19 protein-coding genes are annotated in these 18,469 nt (G+C 75.2%); 17 read left to right on the top strand and 2 right to left on the bottom strand.

Translation table 11 applies throughout. The features are described 5' to 3' along the window. Positions 1-51: 51 nt before the first annotated feature. Both Ae331Ps2_RS08485 and Ae331Ps2_RS08480 read left to right on the top strand, forming a co-directional pair. On the top strand, positions 52-504 hold the full coding sequence (locus Ae331Ps2_RS08485; RefSeq protein ID WP_075309653.1) for a MaoC family dehydratase: 453 nt from the start codon (positions 52-54) through the stop codon (positions 502-504). Positions 505-517: 13 nt separating this feature from the next. Beyond that, a complete protein-coding gene (locus Ae331Ps2_RS08480; protein ID WP_075309655.1) occupies positions 518-1,726 on the top strand; it encodes an acetyl-CoA C-acetyltransferase in 1,209 nt (402 codons plus the stop codon). A 43-nt stretch (positions 1,727-1,769) separates the two neighbouring features. Here Ae331Ps2_RS08480 and Ae331Ps2_RS08475 read toward each other — a convergent pair whose 3' ends face one another. Beyond that, complete coding sequence (locus tag Ae331Ps2_RS08475) at positions 1,770-2,258, bottom strand: inorganic diphosphatase (RefSeq protein WP_020628413.1); 489 nt, start codon at positions 2,256-2,258, stop codon at positions 1,770-1,772. A gap of 226 nt (positions 2,259-2,484) precedes the next feature. Between Ae331Ps2_RS08475 and dacB the strand changes: the two genes are divergently transcribed. The 4 genes from dacB to hpt are packed head-to-tail and all read left to right on the top strand — an operon-like array spanning position 2,485 to position 6,746. Beyond that, positions 2,485-3,894, top strand: coding sequence for a D-alanyl-D-alanine carboxypeptidase/D-alanyl-D-alanine-endopeptidase (gene dacB / locus Ae331Ps2_RS08470; protein WP_020628414.1), 1,410 nt, complete (start codon positions 2,485-2,487; stop codon positions 3,892-3,894). A 41-nt stretch (positions 3,895-3,935) separates the two neighbouring features. Further along, complete coding sequence (locus Ae331Ps2_RS08465; RefSeq protein ID WP_020628415.1) at positions 3,936-5,018, top strand: zinc-dependent metalloprotease; 1,083 nt, start codon at positions 3,936-3,938, stop codon at positions 5,016-5,018. After that, positions 4,997-6,127 (top strand): tRNA lysidine(34) synthetase TilS, encoded by a 1,131-nt coding sequence (gene tilS, locus Ae331Ps2_RS33110; RefSeq protein WP_083695361.1) that lies wholly within the window; start codon positions 4,997-4,999, stop codon positions 6,125-6,127. Before Ae331Ps2_RS08465 ends, tilS begins: the two co-directional genes overlap by 22 nt. Before the next feature lie 58 nt (positions 6,128-6,185). Then, positions 6,186-6,746, top strand: coding sequence for a hypoxanthine phosphoribosyltransferase (hpt, locus tag Ae331Ps2_RS08455; protein WP_020623080.1), 561 nt, complete (start codon positions 6,186-6,188; stop codon positions 6,744-6,746). A gap of 7 nt (positions 6,747-6,753) precedes the next feature. Here hpt and Ae331Ps2_RS08450 read toward each other — a convergent pair whose 3' ends face one another. Continuing rightward, complete coding sequence (locus tag Ae331Ps2_RS08450; protein ID WP_083695360.1) at positions 6,754-7,764, bottom strand: hypothetical protein; 1,011 nt, start codon at positions 7,762-7,764, stop codon at positions 6,754-6,756. A gap of 345 nt (positions 7,765-8,109) precedes the next feature. On the opposite strand from Ae331Ps2_RS08450, the gene ftsH reads away from it, so the two are divergent. The 11 genes from ftsH (at position 8,110) to Ae331Ps2_RS08395 (ending at position 18,465) form a co-directional block, all read left to right on the top strand. Continuing rightward, entirely contained in the window at positions 8,110-10,653 is a 2,544-nt protein-coding gene (gene ftsH, locus Ae331Ps2_RS08445) for an ATP-dependent zinc metalloprotease FtsH (protein WP_083695358.1), read from the top strand. A gap of 32 nt (positions 10,654-10,685) precedes the next feature. After that, complete coding sequence (gene folE, locus Ae331Ps2_RS08440; RefSeq protein ID WP_020626238.1) at positions 10,686-11,300, top strand: GTP cyclohydrolase I FolE; 615 nt, start codon at positions 10,686-10,688, stop codon at positions 11,298-11,300. A 49-nt stretch (positions 11,301-11,349) separates the two neighbouring features. Further along, a complete protein-coding gene (gene folP / locus Ae331Ps2_RS08435) occupies positions 11,350-12,180 on the top strand; it encodes a dihydropteroate synthase (RefSeq protein WP_075312685.1) in 831 nt (276 codons plus the stop codon). Next, entirely contained in the window at positions 12,177-12,542 is a 366-nt protein-coding gene (gene folB / locus Ae331Ps2_RS08430; protein ID WP_020626240.1) for a dihydroneopterin aldolase, read from the top strand. The genes folP and folB overlap by 4 nt, the downstream gene beginning before the upstream one ends. Then, on the top strand, positions 12,539-13,054 hold the full coding sequence (gene folK, locus Ae331Ps2_RS08425; protein ID WP_075309657.1) for a 2-amino-4-hydroxy-6-hydroxymethyldihydropteridine diphosphokinase: 516 nt from the start codon (positions 12,539-12,541) through the stop codon (positions 13,052-13,054). The genes folB and folK overlap by 4 nt, the downstream gene beginning before the upstream one ends. Then, the gene (locus tag Ae331Ps2_RS08420; RefSeq protein WP_075309659.1) at positions 13,051-13,587 is read left to right on the top strand and encodes a DUF3180 domain-containing protein; all 537 of its coding nucleotides are present in this window, start codon (positions 13,051-13,053) and stop codon (positions 13,585-13,587) included. Before folK ends, Ae331Ps2_RS08420 begins: the two co-directional genes overlap by 4 nt. Before the next feature lie 47 nt (positions 13,588-13,634). Next, positions 13,635-15,179, top strand: a complete 1,545-nt coding sequence (locus Ae331Ps2_RS08415; RefSeq protein ID WP_075309661.1) for a PrsW family intramembrane metalloprotease — start codon at positions 13,635-13,637, stop codon at positions 15,177-15,179. A gap of 232 nt (positions 15,180-15,411) precedes the next feature. Continuing rightward, positions 15,412-16,335, top strand: coding sequence for a Rossmann-like and DUF2520 domain-containing protein (locus Ae331Ps2_RS08410; protein WP_020622273.1), 924 nt, complete (start codon positions 15,412-15,414; stop codon positions 16,333-16,335). Beyond that, entirely contained in the window at positions 16,332-17,219 is an 888-nt protein-coding gene (gene panC / locus Ae331Ps2_RS08405; RefSeq protein WP_075309663.1) for a pantoate--beta-alanine ligase, read from the top strand. Before Ae331Ps2_RS08410 ends, panC begins: the two co-directional genes overlap by 4 nt. 21 nt (positions 17,220-17,240) lie before the next feature. Continuing rightward, positions 17,241-17,651 (top strand): aspartate 1-decarboxylase, encoded by a 411-nt coding sequence (gene panD, locus Ae331Ps2_RS08400; RefSeq protein WP_020622271.1) that lies wholly within the window; start codon positions 17,241-17,243, stop codon positions 17,649-17,651. 10 nt (positions 17,652-17,661) lie between these two features. Continuing rightward, positions 17,662-18,465, top strand: a complete 804-nt coding sequence (locus Ae331Ps2_RS08395) for a type III pantothenate kinase (RefSeq protein WP_075309665.1) — start codon at positions 17,662-17,664, stop codon at positions 18,463-18,465. Positions 18,466-18,469: the final 4 nt, after the last annotated feature.

Raw genomic sequence — 18,469 nt, 5'->3', positions numbered from 1 at the left:
AGGGAGAGCGGGAGACAGATCACCGACCACGCACCACGAACGGAGTGACAGATGCGCGTCTTCGACGGAGTGGACGAGCTGCGGGCGGCCAAGGGGACCGAGATCGGGACCTCGCCCTGGCTGACCGTCACGCAGGAGCGGATCGACGGCTTCGCCGACGCCACGGACGACCACCAGTGGATCCACGTCGACGCCGAGCGGGCCGCGTCCGGCCCGTTCGGGACCACGATCGCCCACGGCTTCCTGTCCCTGTCGCTGCTGCCCAAGCTGGTCCAGTCCGTCTACAAGGTGGACGGGGTCAAGATGGGCGTGAACTACGGCCTGAACAAGGTCCGGTTCACCAGCCCGCTGCCGGTGGGCAGCCGGATCCGCGCCAGGGTCGAGCTGACCGACGTCAGCGACGTTCCCGGCGGTGTCCAGCTCACCATCGGCGTGACCGTCGAGGTCGAGGGATCCGAGAAGCCCGCCCTGGTCGCCGAGTGGCTGACCCGGCAGTTCGTCTAGGAGGAGAGACCCCATGCGTGATGCGGTGATCTGTGAACCGCTGCGGACCCCGGTCGGCGGGTTCGGGGGGGCGCTGCGCGACGTCCCGGCGCACACCCTGGCCGCGACGGTGATCCGCGCGGTGATGGATCGGACCGGGCTGGACCCCGACCTGGTCGAGGACGTCGTGCTGGGCCACTGCTACCCGACGATGGACGCCCCGGCGATCGGTCGGGTCGCCGCGCTCGACGCGGGCCTGCCGGTGACCGCGGGCGGCATCCAGATCGACCGTCGCTGCGGCTCGGGTCTGCAGGCGGTGCTCTACGCGGCCGCCCAGGTGCGGACCGGCGCGGCGGAGGTCGTGCTGGCCGGCGGTGCCGAGTCGATGTCGGGCGCGTCGTTCTACTCCACCGGGATGCGGTGGGGGGTCAAGGGCGGCGGGGTCATGCTGAACGACTCGCTGGCCCGCGGCCGCGTCACCGCGGGCGGGAAGAACTTCCCGGTGCCGGGCGGGATGCTGGAGACCGCGGAGAACCTGCGCCGTGAGTACGCGATCCCGCGCGCCGAGCAGGACGAGTACGCCGTCCGCTCGCACCGGCGGGCTGCCGCGGCCCAGGAGTCCGGGGTGTTCGGCGAGGAGATCGTCCCGGTGACCGTGCCGGGCCGCAAGGGCGACACCGTCGTCGAGCGCGACGAGCACGTCCGCCCCGACTCGACGGTCGAGAAGCTGGCGACGCTGCGCCCGATCCTGGGCAAGGACGACCCGGACGCCACGGTGACCGCGGGCAACGCCTCGGGCCAGAACGACGGCGCCGCGATCTGCGTGGTGACCAGCCCGGAGAAGGCCGCCGAGCTGGGGCTGCGCCCGCTGGCGAGGGTCGTGTCCTGGGGCCTGGGCGGGGTCCCGCCCAAGACGATGGGCATCGGCCCGGTCCCGGCGACGGCCAAGGCCCTGGACGCGGCCGGGCTGACCCTGGCCGACATCGACCTGATCGAGCTGAACGAGGCGTTCGCGGCGCAGGTGCTCGCCTGCACGCGGGAGTGGAAGTTCACCGACGCCGACTTCGAGCGCACCAACGTGCACGGCTCGGGGATCTCGATGGGCCACCCGGTCGGCGCGACCGGCGGCCGCATCCTGGCGACCCTCACCCGCGAGATGCAGCGCCGCGACGCCCGCTACGGGCTGGAGACGATGTGCATCGGCGGTGGCCAGGGCCTCGCCGCGGTGTTCGAGAAGGTGTGACCCGGTGCCCGGGGCGGCCGGTGACGGCCGCCCCGGCGACCGATCAGTGCCCGGCGCTCTTCGCGCGCTCGTAGGACGCCTTGATCTCGCGCTCGGCGTCGGCCCGGCCGACCCAGGACGCGCCCTCGACGCTCTTGCCCGGCTCCAGGGTCTTGTAGATCTCGAAGAAGTGCTGGATCTCCGCCCGGTCGAACTCGGCCAGGTGGTGGATGTCGCGCAGGTGCTCCTGACGGGGGTCGTCCGAGGGGACGCAGAGGACCTTGTCGTCGCCGCCCTTCTCGTCCTTCATCCGGAACATGCCGATCGCGCGGGAGCGGATGACGCACCCCGGGAAGGTCGGCTCCTGGACCAGGACCAGGGCGTCCAGCGGATCCCCGTCCTCGCCCAGGGTGTCGTCGATGAACCCGTAGTCGGCGGGGTACTGGGTGGCGGTGAACAGGGTGCGGTCGAGCCGGATGCGTCCGGTCTCGTGATCGACCTCGTACTTGTTCCGGCCGCCCTTGGGGATTTCGATGGTGACGTCGAAGTCCACGGTTCGTTGCTCCTTGAAGAGGGTCAGCGGTCTTGTGTCACGGCTCCACCGGATCCGGGGCGGGGCCGCTGGCCCGCCCGCTCCGGCGGTGTCGGTGCTGCCCCCTAGTGTGAGGGACCGGGTGGGCACGGGTGCACGCCGGTGAGGGCGGAGCGGGCCGATGTGGCCCGCGTCGCACCCCCGTGCGGGCAGGTCGGCCGCCGGACGAGCAGGTACAGGAGGGTCCGTGGGACGCAGGCATCGCCGGCCGGAGCGCAGCTACCGGCGGTTCGCCGTGGTCGCCGTCGCGGTGATGGCACTGGCCTCGCTGTTCGGTGCCGTCGCACTCGCTGGGCCGGACGCCCGCAGCTCGTTCGGGCTCGGCACCGCCGCGGCCCAGTACCCGCCGGTCCCGATGCCCGCCCTGCGCCCGCTCACGCCGACGGCGCCGGTGCCGAGCGCCGCCGGGATCACCCAGGCCCTGTCCTCCCAGCTCGACGCGCCCGAGCTCGGCGAGGTCACCGGGGTCGTCATGGACTCCGCGGCCCCGCGCGGGGTGAAGCCGATCTGGGAGCGCGACGGCAACCGCGGGATGGTCCCCGGCTCGACGACGAAGCTGCTCACCGCCGCGGCCGCGCTGCTGTCGCTGAACCCGACCGACCGGCTCGCGACCCGGGTCGTGCCCGGCCCGACCCCGGACTCGGTGGTCCTCGTCGGGTCCGGCGACCCGTCGCTGACCGCGCTGCCCGACGGCCAGGACGGGCTCTACCCGGAGCCCGCACGGATCGCCGACCTCGCCGAGCAGGTGAAGAAGGCCGTCGGCCGGCCGATCACCACGGTCTACACCGACGCGAGCCTCTGGAAGGGCCCGGCCGAGTCCCCGGGCTGGGGGCCCACCGACGTCGCGGACGGCTACGTCCCCCCGATGTCGGCGCTGATGCTCGACGGCGGCCGCACCGACCCGCTGCAGCAGGACGGCCCGCGCAGCACCGACCCCGCCGCGGCCGCCGGGAGGGCGCTGGCCCGCGCGCTCGGCGCCTCCGACGTCCGCGAGGGCGTCGCCGCGGCGAACGCGCCGGTGCTCGGCAGCGTGTCCTCCCCGCCGGTCGCGAGCCTCATCGAGTACATGCTCACCGCCTCGGACAACGTCACCGCCGAGGCGATGGCCCGCCAGGTCGCGGTGTCGAAGGACGCCGAGGCGTCCTTCGACGGCGCCTCGAAGGCCGTCACCGAGGCCCTGGTCCAGGCCGGCTACGACGTGTCCGGGCTCCGGCTCGCCGACGGCAGCGGCCTGTCCCGGGACAACCTGATCCCGGCCCGGCTGCTCGGCGCGGTGCTGGCCTCGGCCGCGGCCCAGTCCGACAGCCCCACCGACGTGCAGTTCCTGCGCCCGATCCTCACCGGGCTCCCCGTCGCCGGCGGTGGCGGCACGCTCGCCGACCGGTTCGGCGACCCGCGGTCGGTCGCCGGGCGCGGCGTCGTGCGAGCGAAGACCGGCACGCTGTCCGGCGCCTCCAGCCTCGCCGGGGTCGTCACCGACGTCGACGGCAGGCTGCTGGTGTTCGCGCTGCTGTCCAACGGCACCTCGCCGGCCGACGCCCGGCCCGCGCTGGACCGCATCGCGGCGACGCTGTCGCGCTGCGGCTGCCGCGGCTGACCCGGTCTCGCGCACCCGTCGTCGCGGGTAGCGTGGGCCGCATGGAGACCGACACGACCGGCCCGGTCACCGGCCGCAGCCCCGCCCGTCCCGGCGCCGGGCTGCCGGTGAACTGGTCCCTGGCCGCGTCGACGGCGGCCTCGCTGATGCCCGCCGGGCCCCGCACCACCCCCGCGGTGGCGGGTGCGCTGGTGGAGCGCCTGCGCGCCGACTCAGCCCGCGCCGAGGGGCACGTCCGCGAGGTCACCGGCCTCGGGGCGGACCTGCCGCTGCTGCCCGCCGACGTGCTGGACCGGCCCGCCTGGGCACGTGCCGCCGTCGGGGGGATGGAGGCGCTGACCTCCGGCGCCCGGCTGCCCGACTCACCGTGGCCGCTGCGCACGGTCACCGCCGCCGGCTCCGGGGTCCAGCTCGGCGCGCTGCTCGCCTACATGGGCGCCCGCGTGCTCGGCCAGTACGACCCGTTCGGCGGGCCCGGCGGGGCGGGCCGGCTCGTCGTCGTCGCCCCGAACGTCTACGCCGCCTCCCGCTCGCTCGACGTCGACGGCGACCAGTTCGGCCTCTGGGTCTGCCTGCACGAGGCCACCCACCGGCTCCAGTTCACCGCGGTGCCCTGGCTGCGCGACCACTTCGCCGGGCTGGTCACCGAGCTGCTGTCGCTGCAGGAGCCCGACACCGCGCGGCTCGCCCGGCTGCCCGACGCGATCCGCGCGCTGCGCGGCGAGGACGGCCGCAAGGCCGACGTGCTCGCCCTGGTCGAGCTGCTGCAGGGCCCCGAGCAGCGGGCCGTGCTCGACCGGCTGCTGGCCCTGTCGACGCTGCTGGAGGGACACGCGGACCACGTCATGGACGCCGTCGGGCCGGACGTGGTCCCCGACGTCGCGCTCATCCGGCGCCGGTTCACCGAGCGCCGCCGCGGCGGCGGGCTGATCGACCGGATCCTGCGCGCGCTGCTCGGGGTCGAGGCGAAGATGCGCCAGTACGCCGTCGGCGCCGCGTTCTGCCGGGCCGTCGAGCGCGAGGCCGGGATGGCCGGGATCAACCGGGCCTGGGAGTCGCCGGAGACGCTCCCGACCCGCGCCGAGCTGGACGACCCGCCCGCGTGGCTGCGCCGCGTAGCCTGACGGATCATGAGTCCGCCGCGGCGGCCCGGGTCCGGCGGGCGGTGCGGGCGGCACTGACCCGGCTGCCCGCCGCTGTGGCCGCCGCCCCGCCGCTGGTCGGCTGCTCCGGCGGTGCCGACTCCACCGCGTTGCTGCTCGCGGTCCGGGAGGTCGTCGCGGGGCCGGTGCACGCCGTCGTCGTCGACCACGGGCTGCAGGACGGGTCCGCCGGGCGGTCGGCCGCGCTCGCGGCGTGGCTGCGCGGGCTCGGCGTGACGGCGTCGGTGTGCCCGGTCGTCGTCGGTGACGAGGGCGGCCCCGAGGGTGCGGCCCGGACCGCCCGGTACGCGGCGCTGCGGGCCGCGCGGCCGTCGCCGTCGTCCCCGGTGCTGCTCGGACACACCCTCGACGACCAGGCCGAGACCGTGCTGCTGGGCCTCGGCCGGGGCTCCGGGGCCCGGTCGCTGTCCGGGATGCGCGAGTGGTCCGAGCCGTGGCTGCGCCCGCTGCTCGGGGTGCGCCGGGCCGACACGGTCGCGGCCTGTGCGGCCGCGGGCGTCGAGGTGTGGGCCGACCCGCACAACGCCGACCCCCGCTTCGCCCGCTCCCGGCTGCGGCACGAGGTGCTGCCGCTGCTGGAGGACGTGCTGGGCGGCGGGGTCGCGGCTGCGCTGGCGCGCACCGCGGACCAGCTCCACGACGACGACGCCGCCCTCTCCGCCGCCGCTGCCCGGTTGCTGTCCGCGGCCCGCGTGGCCACGGACGGTGAGCGGGCCGCGCGGGCGGGGGAGCCGGGGCCGGGTGATTCCGGTGACAACGGCCCACCGCCGGGTGCCGCCGTGACGGAGCCGGCCGGGCCCGGGGCGGGGGCCGGTGAGGCCGTCGGCACCCCCCTCGACGCCGGGGTCCTGGCCGGTGCCGAGCCCGCCGTACGACGCCGGGTCCTGCGGGAATGGCTCGCCGGAGCCGGCGCGCGGGCACTCACCGACGCGCAGCTGCGGGCCGCCGACGACCTCGTCGGGGCGTGGCGCGGACAGGGCGGGCCGGCGCTGGGCGGCGGCTTGGTGCTGACCCGCGCCCGTGGCAGGCTCGTGCTGCGCCGCCACAGTCGGCCGCGTGACCGGGCGTGACCGCGGACCCGGTGGAGGCGTCGACCGGACCGACACACGGTCCGTGCGAGGGGGTCGGGTGTACGACGGGGACATCTCCTCGGTGCTGGTCACCGAGGAGCAGGTGCGCGAGAAGACCGCGGAGCTGGCGCAGCAGATCGCCGGTGACTACGCCGACCTCGTGCGTGACGGCCGCGAGTCCGACCTCGTGCTGATCGGCGTCCTCAAGGGCGCCGTCATGTTCATGACCGACTTCGCCCGCGCGCTGCCCATCCCGGCCCAGCTGGAGTTCATGGCGGTCAGCTCCTACGGCTCGTCGACGTCGTCGTCGGGCGTCGTGCGGATCCTCAAGGACCTCGACCGCGACATCGCCGGGCGGCACGTGCTGATCGTCGAGGACATCATCGACTCGGGGCTGACCCTGAACTGGCTGCTGGGCAACCTGCAGACCCGCTCGCCCGCGTCGCTGGAGGTCGTGACGCTGCTGCGCAAGCCGGACGCGGTGAAGGTCGACGTCCCGGTCCGCTACGTCGGCTTCGACATCCCGAACGAGTTCGTCGTCGGCTACGGCCTCGACTACGCCGAGCGCTACCGCGACCTGCCCTACATCGGCACGCTCGACCCGTCGGTCTACGCCTGAGGGCGGCTCAGCCGAGCCCGGGCCCGGCGGGGGTGGCCAGCGCCCGCGGGTCCACCCCGGGCGGGGTGGCGGTGAACGCGTGCCCGCCGGCGAGCGCGAGACCGGCCGGGCCGTCGGTGCGGGCGGCGTAGTCCAGCGCCTTCGCCAGGTCGGTGTACTCGATGCTGGGCAGGTCGTCGGTGGTGGTGAGGCTGGACAGCACGCCGATCGCGCGGCCCTGCGCGTCGAGCAGCGGGCTGCCCGACTCCCCGGCCACACCGTCCTGCACGGCGAAGATCGCGTGCCCCCAGCCGCCGCCGACCTCGGCGGCGGCCGCACCGGCGCGCACCCCGACCGTGCGGCCGCCGTCGGCGTCGGGCGGGTTGGTGAGGCCGAAGACCGGGGTTCCTGCGGGCAGCGGCGCGGTGCGGACCGCGCCGGGGCCGCCGAAGAACGGCACCGCGGCACCCACCGAGGGGCCGGCGCCCGCGGGCAGCTCGACGAGCGCGAGGTCGTTGTAGGCGCAGACGTCGGGGTTGCGCTCGCCCCGGGCCTGCATGGTGTTCCACGAGCTCCAGGCCAGCGTCCCGGTGACGGTCCCGCCGCGGCCGTGCACCAGCACCGGGGTGCCCAGCGGCACCGCGTCGGAGGTGCAGCCGTCGGTCTCGGTCTCGTCGCCGGTGCCGCCGCAGTGCGCGGCCTGGCCGAGGAAGGTGCGCTCGCCCGCGGTGAACACGAACCCGGCCGTGCACAGGCCCGCGCCGGTGGTCTCGGTGACGGTGCCCGGCCCGATCGACCCCGGCCCCGCGACGACGGCCGGGCGCGACGCGAGCGGGCCGGCGTCGGCCCGGGCGGTGGTCGCCGGCGGCGCGGTGACCACCGGCGGCGCCGGTGCGGCGGCCGCGGGCGGCGCGGTCACGGGCACGGCGACGGCCGCCCCGGCCGGCGCGGTGAAGACCGCCAGTGCCGCCGCGGCGGCGAGTCCGGTGGCGAGCAGCGACACCGTCCGCCGAGGTCCGGCCACCGTGTCGAGCGCCATCCGATCGTCCCTCCCGGCCCGCAGATCGTCGCCGCTGGTCCGGACGGAGCAGGGCGCCGCTGCCCTCCGCCGCCGTCCGGGTACCGAGCGTGCTGCACAGTTGTCCCACACGACGGTGCCGACGTGTGCGCCGGGACACCCCTGTGGGGGAACCGGGCAGCTCGCCGGTTCGTTCACCGGACGTCCGCCCGCACACCGGGCGGTCCGGCCAGGTCCGTCCGGAGCACTCCACCCACCGTGGGGCTATCCTGACGGGTCAGGGCCCTCCGGCGGGGCGGTACACCGTCCGCCGCCGCTGCCGAGAACCACTCCCGGGAAGGTGAAGGCCACCCAGGCCGACGTTGCATGGACCGCAAGCGCCTGCTCCGCAACCCGCTGATCTGGATCCTCGTCGCGCTCCTGATCTATCTCGGGTTCAGCCAGCTGTTCGACGACACCCGTGGATACACCGAGGTCACGACGTCGGTCGCGCTCTCCCAGGTGCAGTCGGGCAATGTCAAGGACGCCCTCGTCGAGGACCGTGAGCAACAGCTCCGCCTGACGCTGGACCGCCCGATCGAGGTCAACGGCAACGAGACCACCCAGATCCTCACCCAGTACCCGGCGCAGATCTCCGGCCAGATCTTCGACCAGATCCGCCAGGTCCCGGGGATCGCCGAGTACGACACCGTCGTGCGCCAGGACTCCTTCCTGTCCACGCTGCTGATCACGATGATCCCGCTGGCGCTGGTGCTGATCCTGCTGTTCTGGTTCCTGAACAACGCCCAGGGCGGCGGGAACCGGGTCATGAGCTTCGGCAAGTCCAAGGCCAAGCAGCTGAACAAGGACATGCCGAAGAACACGTTCGCGGACGTGGCGGGCGCTGACGAGGCGGTCGAGGAGCTCTACGAGATCAAGGACTTCCTGCAGAACCCGGGCCGCTACCAGGCCCTGGGCGCGAAGATCCCCAAGGGCGTCCTGCTCTACGGCCCGCCCGGCACCGGCAAGACGCTGCTGGCCCGTGCGGTCGCCGGCGAGGCGGGCGTGCCGTTCTACACGATCTCGGGCTCCGACTTCGTCGAGATGTTCGTCGGCGTCGGTGCCTCCCGCGTGCGTGACCTGTTCGAGCAGGCCAAGCAGAACGCGCCCTGCATCATCTTCGTCGACGAGATCGACGCGGTCGGCCGCCAGCGCGGCGCCGGTCTCGGCGGCGGTCACGACGAGCGCGAGCAGACCCTGAACCAGCTGCTCGTCGAGATGGACGGCTTCGACGCCCGCGGCGGGATCATCCTGATCGCCGCGACGAACCGGCCCGACATCCTGGACCCGGCGCTGCTGCGTCCCGGCCGGTTCGACCGGCAGATCCCGGTCGGTGCCCCCGACCTGGCGGGCCGTCGCGCGATCCTGGCCGTGCACTCCAAGGGCAAGCCCTTCGCCGACGACGTCGACCTCGAGTCGCTGGCCAAGCGCACCGTGGGCATGTCCGGCGCCGACCTGGCCAACGTGATCAACGAGGCCGCGCTGCTGACCGCCCGCGAGCACGGGACGCTGATCAACGGCGCCGCGCTGGAGGAGTCGGTCGACCGGGTCGTCGGCGGCCCCCGGCGCAAGTCGAAGATCGTCTCCGAGCGCGAGAAGAAGATCACCGCCTACCACGAGGGCGGGCACGCGCTGGCCGCGTGGGCCATGCCGGACCTGGAGCCGGTCTACAAGCTCACGATCCTGCCGCGCGGTCGCACCGGTGGGCACGCGCTCGTCGTCCCCGAGGACGACAAGGGCCTCATGACCCGCGCCGAGATGATCGCGCGGCTGGTGTTCGCGATGGGCGGCCGCTCGGCCGAGGAGCTCGTCTTCCACGAGCCCACGACCGGTGCGTCCTCCGACATCGACCAGGCCACCAAGATCGCCCGCGCGATGGTGACCGAGTACGGCATGAGCGCCAAGCTCGGCGCCGTCCGCTACGGCCGTGAGCAGGGCGACCCGTTCCTCGGCCGCTCGATGGGCAACCAGGCCGACTACTCGCTCGAGGTCGCCCACGAGATCGACGAGGAGGTGCGCAAGCTCATCGAGGCCGCGCACACCGAGGCGTGGGAGATCCTCAACACCTACCGCGACGTGCTCGACGACCTGGTGCTGGAGCTCCTGGACAAGGAGACCCTGAACCGCAAGGACCTCGAGCGGATCTTCGGGTCGGTGGAGAAGCGGCCGCGGATCACCGCGTTCGACGACTTCGGCGTGCGCACGCCGTCGGAGAAGCCGCCGATCAAGACCCGGCGCGAGCTGGCGTACGAGCGCGGCGAGGTGCTGCCTCCCGAGGAGGAGGAGCGCACCCCGGCCGAGGTCGGCTCGGGCTCCGCGAACGGCTACGGCGACGCGCCCGGCACCCCCGGTGCCTCCCCGTTCCCGGCCGGCGGCCCGGTCCCGAGCCGCCCGGACGCCCCGAACGACGGCGGGTACGGATCCGGGAACGGTGCCGGCAACGGGAACGGCAACGGCTACGGCGCGCCCGGCAACGGGCACGGCGCCCCGGCACACGGCTACGGCCGGGCCGGTTCCTACGGCGGCCCGGGGCAGCCCCCGCCGCCCGCCGTCGCCCCGAACTACGGTGCCCCGCCGGACTGGCGGCCCGCGACGACCCCGCAGGGGCAGAGCTGGCCGCCGCCGAACTGGGCGCAGCCGCCGCAGCAGGGCGGCCCGCAGGGGCCGGCCCAGGGCGGTCCGTGGTCCGGGCCGGGCAACGGCGGCAACGGCAGTGGCAACAGCAGTGGTAACAGCACTGGTAACGGCACTGGTAACGGCACTGGTGACGGCACTGGCAACGGTGCGCACGGCAACGGCGCGCCGGGTGGTGCGGACGACTCCGGCGCCGGCGAGCAGCGGCGCGGACACGACCCGGAGGCAGGACACTGAGCACGTCGACGACGGACGGACGCCTCGGTCCGGTGGAGTCCGCCGCGGTGGCGGCCGGGGTGACCCAGGCCGTGCCCGGCGGGATCGACCTGGACCGTGCGGAGCGCGCCGTCCGCGAGCTGCTGATCGCGGTCGGGGAGGACCCGGACCGCGAGGGCCTCAAGGAGACCCCGGCCCGGGTCGCGCGCGCCTACGGCGAGATCTTCGCCGGGCTGTTCGTCGACCCGGACTCGGTGCTGGAGAAGACGTTCGACGAGGGCCACGGCGAGCTCGTGCTGGTCAAGGACATCCCGATGTTCTCCACCTGCGAGCACCACCTGGTGCCCTTCCACGGGGTGGCCCACGTCGGCTACATCCCGGCCGTCGACGGGCAGGTCACCGGCCTGTCCAAGCTGGCCCGGGTGGTCGACCTGTACGCCAAGCGCCCGCAGGTGCAGGAGCGGCTGACCGCGCAGATCGCCGACGCCCTGGTGCGCAAGCTGAACCCGCGCGCGGTGATCGTCGTGCTGGAGGCCGAGCACCTGTGCATGGCCATGCGCGGCATCCGCAAGCCGGGGTCGCGCACCACCACCTCGGCGGTGCGCGGGCTGTTCAAGAGCTCGGCGTCCTCCCGCGCGGAGGCGTTGTCGCTGATCAGGGGGCGCTGACGTGGTCGCCCCCGGCGGGGCGCTGCCCGAGCTCGGCCGCTGCGCGGTCATGGGGATCCTGAACGTCACCCCCGACTCGTTCTCCGACGGCGGCCGCTACGTCGACCGGTCGCACGCCGTCGCGCACGGCGTCGCGATGCGCGACGCCGGCGCCGACCTCGTCGACGTCGGTGGGGAGTCGACCCGGCCCGGCGCGCAGCGGATCGACGCGGAGACCGAGCGGGAGCGCGTGCTGCCCGTGGTGCGCGAGCTCGTCGCCGCGGGCGTGCGGGTCAGCGTCGACACGACCCGGTCCGAGGTCGCCCTGGCCTGCGTCGAGGCCGGTGCGGCGATGGTCAACGACGTCTCCGGCGGCCTCGCCGACCCGCGGATGGCCGCGGTCGTCGCCGAGTCCCGGACGCCCTGGGTGATCATGCACTGGCGCGGGCACAGCGCCGGGATGGCCCAGCTCGCGGGCTACGAGGACGTGATCGGCGAGGTCCGGTCCGAGCTCGTCGCCCGGGTCGACCACGCCGTGATGTCCGGGGTCGACCCCGGCCGGATCGTGCTCGACCCCGGGCTCGGGTTCGCCAAGAACGCCTCGCACAACTGGGCGCTGCTGCGGCGGCTGGACGTGTTCGTCGACCTGGGCTTCCCGGTGCTGGTCGGGGCCTCGCGCAAGCGGTTCCTCGGCGAGCTGCTGGCCTCGGCCGACGGCGAGCCGCGCACGCCGGCGGGCCGCGACATCGCGACCGCCGCGATCAGCGCGCTCGCGGCGAACGCGGGCGCCTGGGGTGTGCGGGTGCACGACGTCGAGTCCACGATGGACGCCATCGCGGTCGCGGCCGCCTGCCGGCTCGGCGCCTCGCGCGCCCGCTCCCCGCGGGAGACCGGGCGGTGAGCGACCGGATCGAGCTGCGGGGGCTGCGGGTCCGCGGCCACCACGGCGTGTTCGACCACGAGCGCCGCGACGGCCAGGAGTTCGTCGTCGACCTGGTGGTGCACGCCGACCTCGCGCCCGCCGCCGCCTCGGACGACCTGGCCGACACGCTGCACTACGGCGAGCTCGCCGAGCTGGCCGCGGGCATCGTCGGCGGCCCGGCCCGCGACCTGATCGAGGCCGTCGCCGGGGAGATCGCGCAGGCCGTGCTGGACTTCGACGCCCGGATCGCCGCCGTCGAGGTGACGCTGCACAAGCCGTCGGCGCCGATCCCGCTGACCTTCGACGACGTCGCGGTGGTCCTGACCCGGAGCCGGGCGTGACCCGCGCGGTCCTGTCCCTCGGCTCCAACCTGGGTGACCGGGCCGCGCACCTGCGTACGGTCGTCGCGGACCTGGGGTCGGCCGTCGTGGCGGTGTCGCCGGTGTTCGAGACGGCGCCCTGGGGCGTGACCGACCAACCGGACTTCCTCAACGCGGTGCTCGTCGCCGACGACCCGGCACTCGACGCCCGGGGCTGGCTGCGCCGCGGGCAGGCACTCGAGGACGCCTCGGGCCGGGTCCGCGAGCAGCGGTGGGGGCCGCGCACCCTCGACGTCGACATCGTGCAGGTGACCGACGACGGCGCCCCGGTGACCTCGGACGACCCGGAGCTGCTCCTGCCGCACCCCGGCACCCCCGACCGGGCCACCGTGCTGCTGCCGTGGCTGCTCGCCGAGCCCGGCGCCGTCCTGCACGGGCACGGCCCGGTCGCCGACCTGCTGGACCGGCTCGGCCCGGACGGCTGCGCGGGCGTGCACCGCCGCGACGACGTCGTGCTGCGGGACCCGGCATGACCGCGCCCGGACCGGGCGGTCAGCGCCCCGGGCGCGGCCCGGACGACGACCCGCGCCCGACCGTGCGCCCGACCCGGGTCCGCGACGTCGCCGCCATCGCGGTGGTCGCGGCCCTGCTCGGCAACATTCTCGTCCAGCTGACCTACGGGATGCTGCCGACGTTGCCGGTCGCCGCGGCGGTCGTCGTCGCGGTGCTCGCCGCCGCCGAGGCCGCGGGCGGGGTCGTGCTGCGGCGCCGGATCGACCGCCGGAACGGGGCCGCGCCGGTGCCGCCGCTCGTCGCGGCCCGGGCGGTGCTGCTCGCGAAGGCCTCCGCGGTCGGGGGCGCGGTCGTCGCCGGGTTGTGGGTGGGCGTGCTGATGCACACGTTGCCGCGGGCCGCGGTCGTGGTGGCCGCGTTCCGGGACAGCGTCGTCGCCGGGGTCGGCCTGGTCAGCGCGCTGCTGCTGGTCGGTGCCGCGTTCTGGCTGGAGTACTGCTGCCGTTCCCCCGACGACCCGGACGACACCGACGGTGGGATCCGTGCCGGCTGAGGCGCGTCCCCCCGCGCGGCGGGGGCGGTTCTCTACGCTGGAGGGTCATGACGTCCCCGACGCTCGGCCGCCCGTACGCCCCGGTGCCGGCGCCGTCGGCCAAGCGACGGGGCGTGCTGCTGCCGGTCGTGGGCCTGGTGGTGCTGGCCCTGCTCGCGGTGATCACGCTCGGGGTGCTGCAACGCGCGATCGGGACGCCGGGAGTGGTCGTCGGGACCCTGGCCGCGCTGCTGCCGGTCGTGCCGGTGGTGGCGGCGTTCCTCTGGGTGGACCGCTGGGAGCCCGAGCCGCCGCGGATGCTGATGGGTGCGTTCCTCTGGGGCGCCGGGTTCGCCGCACTGGTCGCCCTGCTGATCAACACCAGCGCCTCGGCGGTGCTCGACGCGGCCGCCGGCCGCGGCGCGGGTGACCTGTTCGGCCCGGTCGTGGTCGCCCCGGTCGTCGAGGAGTTCACCAAGGGACTGTTCCTGATCGGGCTGCTGCTGTTCCGGCGCCGTGAGTTCGACGGGATCGTCGACGGCGTCGTCTACGCCGGGATCGTCGCCGCCGGGTTCGCGTTCAGCGAGAACATCCTCTACCTGGGCCGCGCGGTGTCCGAGCCGGAGTCGGCCGGGGTCCTCGCGACGCTGTTCGTCCGCGGCGTCGCCTCGCCGTTCGCGCACCCGCTGTTCACCTGCATGATCGGCATCGCTGCCGGGATCGCGGCGGCCAGCCGCAGCATCGGGGTCCGGGTGCTGGCGATGATCGCCGGCTACATCGCCGCGGTGGTGCTGCACGCGCTCTGGAACGGCGCGTCGGTGCTGGCCGCGACGCCCGGCGGCTTCTACCAGATCTACCTGTTCGTGATGGTCCCGATCTTCGTGGGGCTGATCCTGCTCGTGGTGTTCGCCCGTCGCCGCGAGGCGCGGATCGTCGCCGCCCAGCTGCCCGGGTTCGCCGCCGCGGGGTGGATCGCGCCCAGCGAGGTGCCCCTGCTGGCCCGGCTGTCCCGGCGGAGGGGCTGGCGCACGCTGGTGCGGCGCCGCTCCGGCCCGGCCGCGGCGAAGGCCGTCGCCGACTACCAGTCCGCGGTCACCGAGCTGGCGTTCATGCGGAACCGGATCGCGCGCGGCGCGGTGCGGGAGAGCGCCCACGCCCTGCACGACGAGAAGCTGGCCGCGCTGCTGCGGGCCCGCGCCGTCGCCGTCGGGGTGCCGGAGGCGCTGGTCGCGGCCTGGGCGCGGCAGCGTCCGTCGGACTGGGAGCCGCCGCCCCCGGCCGCGCCGGACGGCAGCTTCTCGGGCCAGTTCCGCATCCCGACCTTCCCCGACGGCGGCGGCTCGGCCGCCGCCGGCCCGCCCGTACCGCCGCTCCCGCCCGGCCCCGTCACGCTGGCGGCCGCCGCGCCGTGGGGACGGCCCGACGAGCTGCGCCCGCCCCGGTGGGCGGAGGCCCGGCGGAGCCCCACCCCGCCGGCGCCGGACACCCGGCCCGTCGGCCGCCCCGAGTCCCCGGCCACCGAGCACCGGGGCCGCCACCACGACGACCCGTCCGACCCCGGGCCGACCCGCCCGATGCGCCGCCCGGACGACGAGCCGGACCGCCCCCGCTGACCACCAGCCGGTGATCACCGGTCGTGGAGCCCTGCGTCCGCCTCGCGAACGCTCCGCTCCACAACCGTCGATCACGGGCGGGGCCGGGGTGAGGCCGGTCTCAGGAGCGCGCCCCGGACCCGGGGCCCGTCTACCCTCGCCTCCGGCGCGCGGCCACCGGAGGTCGCGCCGACCGCGGATTGCCCGACCGGTACCCCACCAGGACCGGAACGGGAGGAAACGGATTCTCGTGATGGACTCTGCGATCGATGGCGGTCGCCCCGCGCGGCTCGCGGTCGGGGTGGTCTCGGCCGGTCGGGTCGGCGCGGTGCTCGGTGCGGCGCTCGCCCGCGCGGGCCACGTCGTCGTCGCGGCCTCGGGGGTCTCCCAGGCCTCGGTGCGCCGGGCGGAGACCCTGCTCCCCGACGTCCCCCTGCTCCCGCCCGACGAGGTCTGCTCCCGCGCCGACCTGGTCCTGCTCGCCGTCCCCGACGACGTCCTGCCCGGCCTGGTCCGCGGCCTCGCCGCCGCCGGCTGCTTCCGCCCGGGCCAGATCGCCGTCCACACGGCGGGGTCGCGCGGCGTCGCGGTGCTGGACCCGGCGACGGAGCAGGGCGTACTGCCGCTGGCGCTGCACCCGGCGATGACCGTGACCGGCCGCCCCGAGGACGTCGAGCGGCTCGCCGCCTGCTGCATCGGCGTCACCGCACCCGGCGACCCGGAGCACGGCGACCCGCGCGACGCCGTCGGCTGGAGCGTCGCCGAGGCGCTCGTGCTGGAGATGTCGGCCGAGCCCGTCCGCATCCCGGAGGCGATGCGTCCGCTGTACCACGCCGCACTCGCCCACGGCGCCAACCACCTGACCACGCTGGTCGGGGACTGCGTGCAGCTGCTGGAGACCGCGGGCATCGCGCCCGCGGAGCGTCTGGTCGCGCCGTTGCTGTCGGCCGCGCTGGACAACGCGCTGCGTCACGGCGACCGCGCGCTGACCGGACCGGTCGCCCGCGGCGACGCCGGCACCGTCCGGACCCATCTGGCCCGCATCGGCGACGCCGACCCCGACCTGGCCGCCGTCTACCGCGCGCTGGCCGGGCGGACCGCCCACCGCGCCGCCGCCGCCGGGCTCCTCGGCCCCGACGGCGTCCGCGACATCGAGACCGCACTGGAGGAGAAGTGAGCACCCCCGGCTCCACCCGGAACGGGTACGGCACCGGCCGGCTGACCGTGCACAGCGACCCGGCGAAGCTCGCCGCGGTCACCCGTGCGCTGCGCGGCGCCGGCCGCAAGGTCGTCCTCGTCCCCACGATGGGCGCGCTGCACGAGGGCCACCGCGAGCTGATCCGGCACGCCAAGCGGATCCCCGGCGCCGTCGTCCCGGTCGTGTCGATCTTCGTGAACCCGCTGCAGTTCGGTGCGGACGAGGACCTCGACCGCTACCCGCGCCCGATCGAGGCCGACCTCGACGCCTGCCGCGACGAGGGAGTCGAGCTGGTGTTCACCCCGCAGGTCGAGCACATGTACCCGCCGGGCTCGCAGACTCGGGTCACCGCAGGACCGCTCGGCGACGAGCTGGAGGGCGCCTCCCGCACGGGCCACTTCGACGGCGTCCTCACCGTCGTGTCGAAGCTGTTCCACATCGTCGGCCCGGACGTCGCGCTGTTCGGCGAGAAGGACTACCAGCAGCTCACGCTGATCCGGCGGATGGTGCGCGACCTGGACTTCCCGACCCGGGTCGTCGGCGTCCCGACCGTCCGCGAGGACGACGGGCTGGCCCTGTCCTCGCGCAACGTCTACCTCGACCCCGGTCAGCGCCGCGCTGCCGCCGTGCTGTCGCGGGCGCTGGCCGCCGGTGCCGCGGTGTCGGTCCGCGGGCACGACGCGGTGCTGGAGGCCGCCCGCGCCGAGCTGGCGACCGAGCCGGAGGTCGACGTCGACTACCTGGAGCTGCGCGACGCCGACCTCGGCCCCGCTCCCGCTCCGGGCGGCGGGGACGGCCGCCTGCTCGTCGCCGCCCGGGTCGGCACCACCCGGCTCATCGACAACGCCCCCATCGCGTTCTGACCGCCTCCGAGGAGAACCGCCGTGAACCGCACGATGATGAAGTCCAAGATCCACCGCGCCACCGTGACGCAGGCCGACCTGCACTACGTCGGCTCGGTCACCGTCGACGCCGACCTGATGGCGGCCGCCGACCTCCTCGAGGGCGAGCAGGTCAGCATCGTCGACATCACCAACGGCGCCCGCCTGGAGACCTACGTGATCACCGGTGAGCCCGGCTCCGGGGTGATCGGCATCAACGGCGCCGCCGCGCACCTGGTGCACCCCGGTGACCTGGTCATCCTGATCTCCTACGGCTCCTACGACGAGGCCGAGCTGCGCGACTACAGCCCGCGCGTCGTCTTCGTCGACGCCGACAACCGGATCGCGGACCTGGGCGCCGACCCGGGGCACGCCCCGGCAGGCTCGGGTCTGCTGACCAGCGCGGCCCGGTAGGGACGACGCGGTGCTGCTCTGCATCGACGTCGGGAACACCCACGTCTCGCTGGGGCTCTACCCCGACACCGGGACCGATGCGGAGGGGCTCGACCCGGTGCCGGAGCGGCGCTGGCGGCTGCGCACCGACACCTCCGCCACCGCCGACGAGCTGGACCTCACCGTCTCCGGGATGCTCGGCGCGCACTTCCCCGAGGTCACCGCGGTCGCCGCGCTGTCCACGGTGCCCGGGCCGTCGCGGGAGCTGCGCACCCTGCTCGCGCGCTGGTCGGACCGGATGCGGACGCTCGTCGTCGGGCCGGGGGTGCGGACGGGCGTGCCGCTGCTGGTGGACCACCCGCGCGAGGTGGGCGCGGACCGAGTGGTGAACTCGCTCGCCGCGCACCACCTGTTCGGTACCACCTGCATCTGCGTCGACCTCGGGACCTGCACGAACATCGACGTGGTCACCGCGAAGGGCGAGTTCCTCGGCGGCGCGCTGGCCCCGGGCGTCGACATCGCGATGCAGGCGCTGGCCGAGCGGGCGTCGTCGCTGCGGCCGGTGGACCTGGTCGAGCCGCGCTCGGTGATCGGCCGCACGACGGTCGAGGCGGTCCAGGCCGGGGTGCTCTACGGGGCGGCAGGTCAGGTCGACGGGCTGGTCCGCCGGATCCTGGCCGAGCTGGGGCCGGACGCGCTGCCGGTCAGCGTGATCGTCACCGGCGGGCTCGCGGAACTCGTCCACGGGCGCGCCGACACCGTCACCCACCATGTCCCGGACCTGACCCTGCACGGGCTGCGGCTGACCCACCTGCGCCACCACCGGACCCGCTGACGGG

The organism is Pseudonocardia sp. Ae331_Ps2 (genome assembly GCF_001932405.1).
Classification (GTDB): Bacteria; Actinomycetota; Actinomycetes; order Mycobacteriales; family Pseudonocardiaceae; genus Pseudonocardia.
Note: the sequence above shows the minus strand (reverse complement) of the source record. Positions and strands in the feature narration are given on the sequence as shown.

What these genes read in the sequence shown, in the direction of transcription:
- ftsH (WP_083695358.1), top strand. Translation starts at nt 8,110, where the DNA reads ATGGACCGCAAGCGCCTGCTCCGCAACCCGCTGATCTGGATCCTCGTC.
- Ae331Ps2_RS08485 (WP_075309653.1), top strand. Translation starts at nt 52, where the DNA reads ATGCGCGTCTTCGACGGAGTGGACGAGCTGCGGGCGGCCAAGGGGACC.
- Ae331Ps2_RS08465 (WP_020628415.1), top strand. Translation starts at nt 3,936, where the DNA reads ATGGAGACCGACACGACCGGCCCGGTCACCGGCCGCAGCCCCGCCCGT.
- Ae331Ps2_RS08420 (WP_075309659.1), top strand. Translation starts at nt 13,051, where the DNA reads ATGACCGCGCCCGGACCGGGCGGTCAGCGCCCCGGGCGCGGCCCGGAC.
- Ae331Ps2_RS08480 (WP_075309655.1), top strand. Translation starts at nt 518, where the DNA reads ATGCGTGATGCGGTGATCTGTGAACCGCTGCGGACCCCGGTCGGCGGG.
- folP (WP_075312685.1), top strand. Translation starts at nt 11,350, where the DNA reads ATGGGGATCCTGAACGTCACCCCCGACTCGTTCTCCGACGGCGGCCGC.
- Ae331Ps2_RS08415 (WP_075309661.1), top strand. Translation starts at nt 13,635, where the DNA reads ATGACGTCCCCGACGCTCGGCCGCCCGTACGCCCCGGTGCCGGCGCCG.
- Ae331Ps2_RS08410 (WP_020622273.1), top strand. Translation starts at nt 15,412, where the DNA reads ATGGACTCTGCGATCGATGGCGGTCGCCCCGCGCGGCTCGCGGTCGGG.
- Ae331Ps2_RS08450 (WP_083695360.1), bottom strand. Translation starts at nt 7,764, where the DNA reads ATGGCGCTCGACACGGTGGCCGGACCTCGGCGGACGGTGTCGCTGCTC.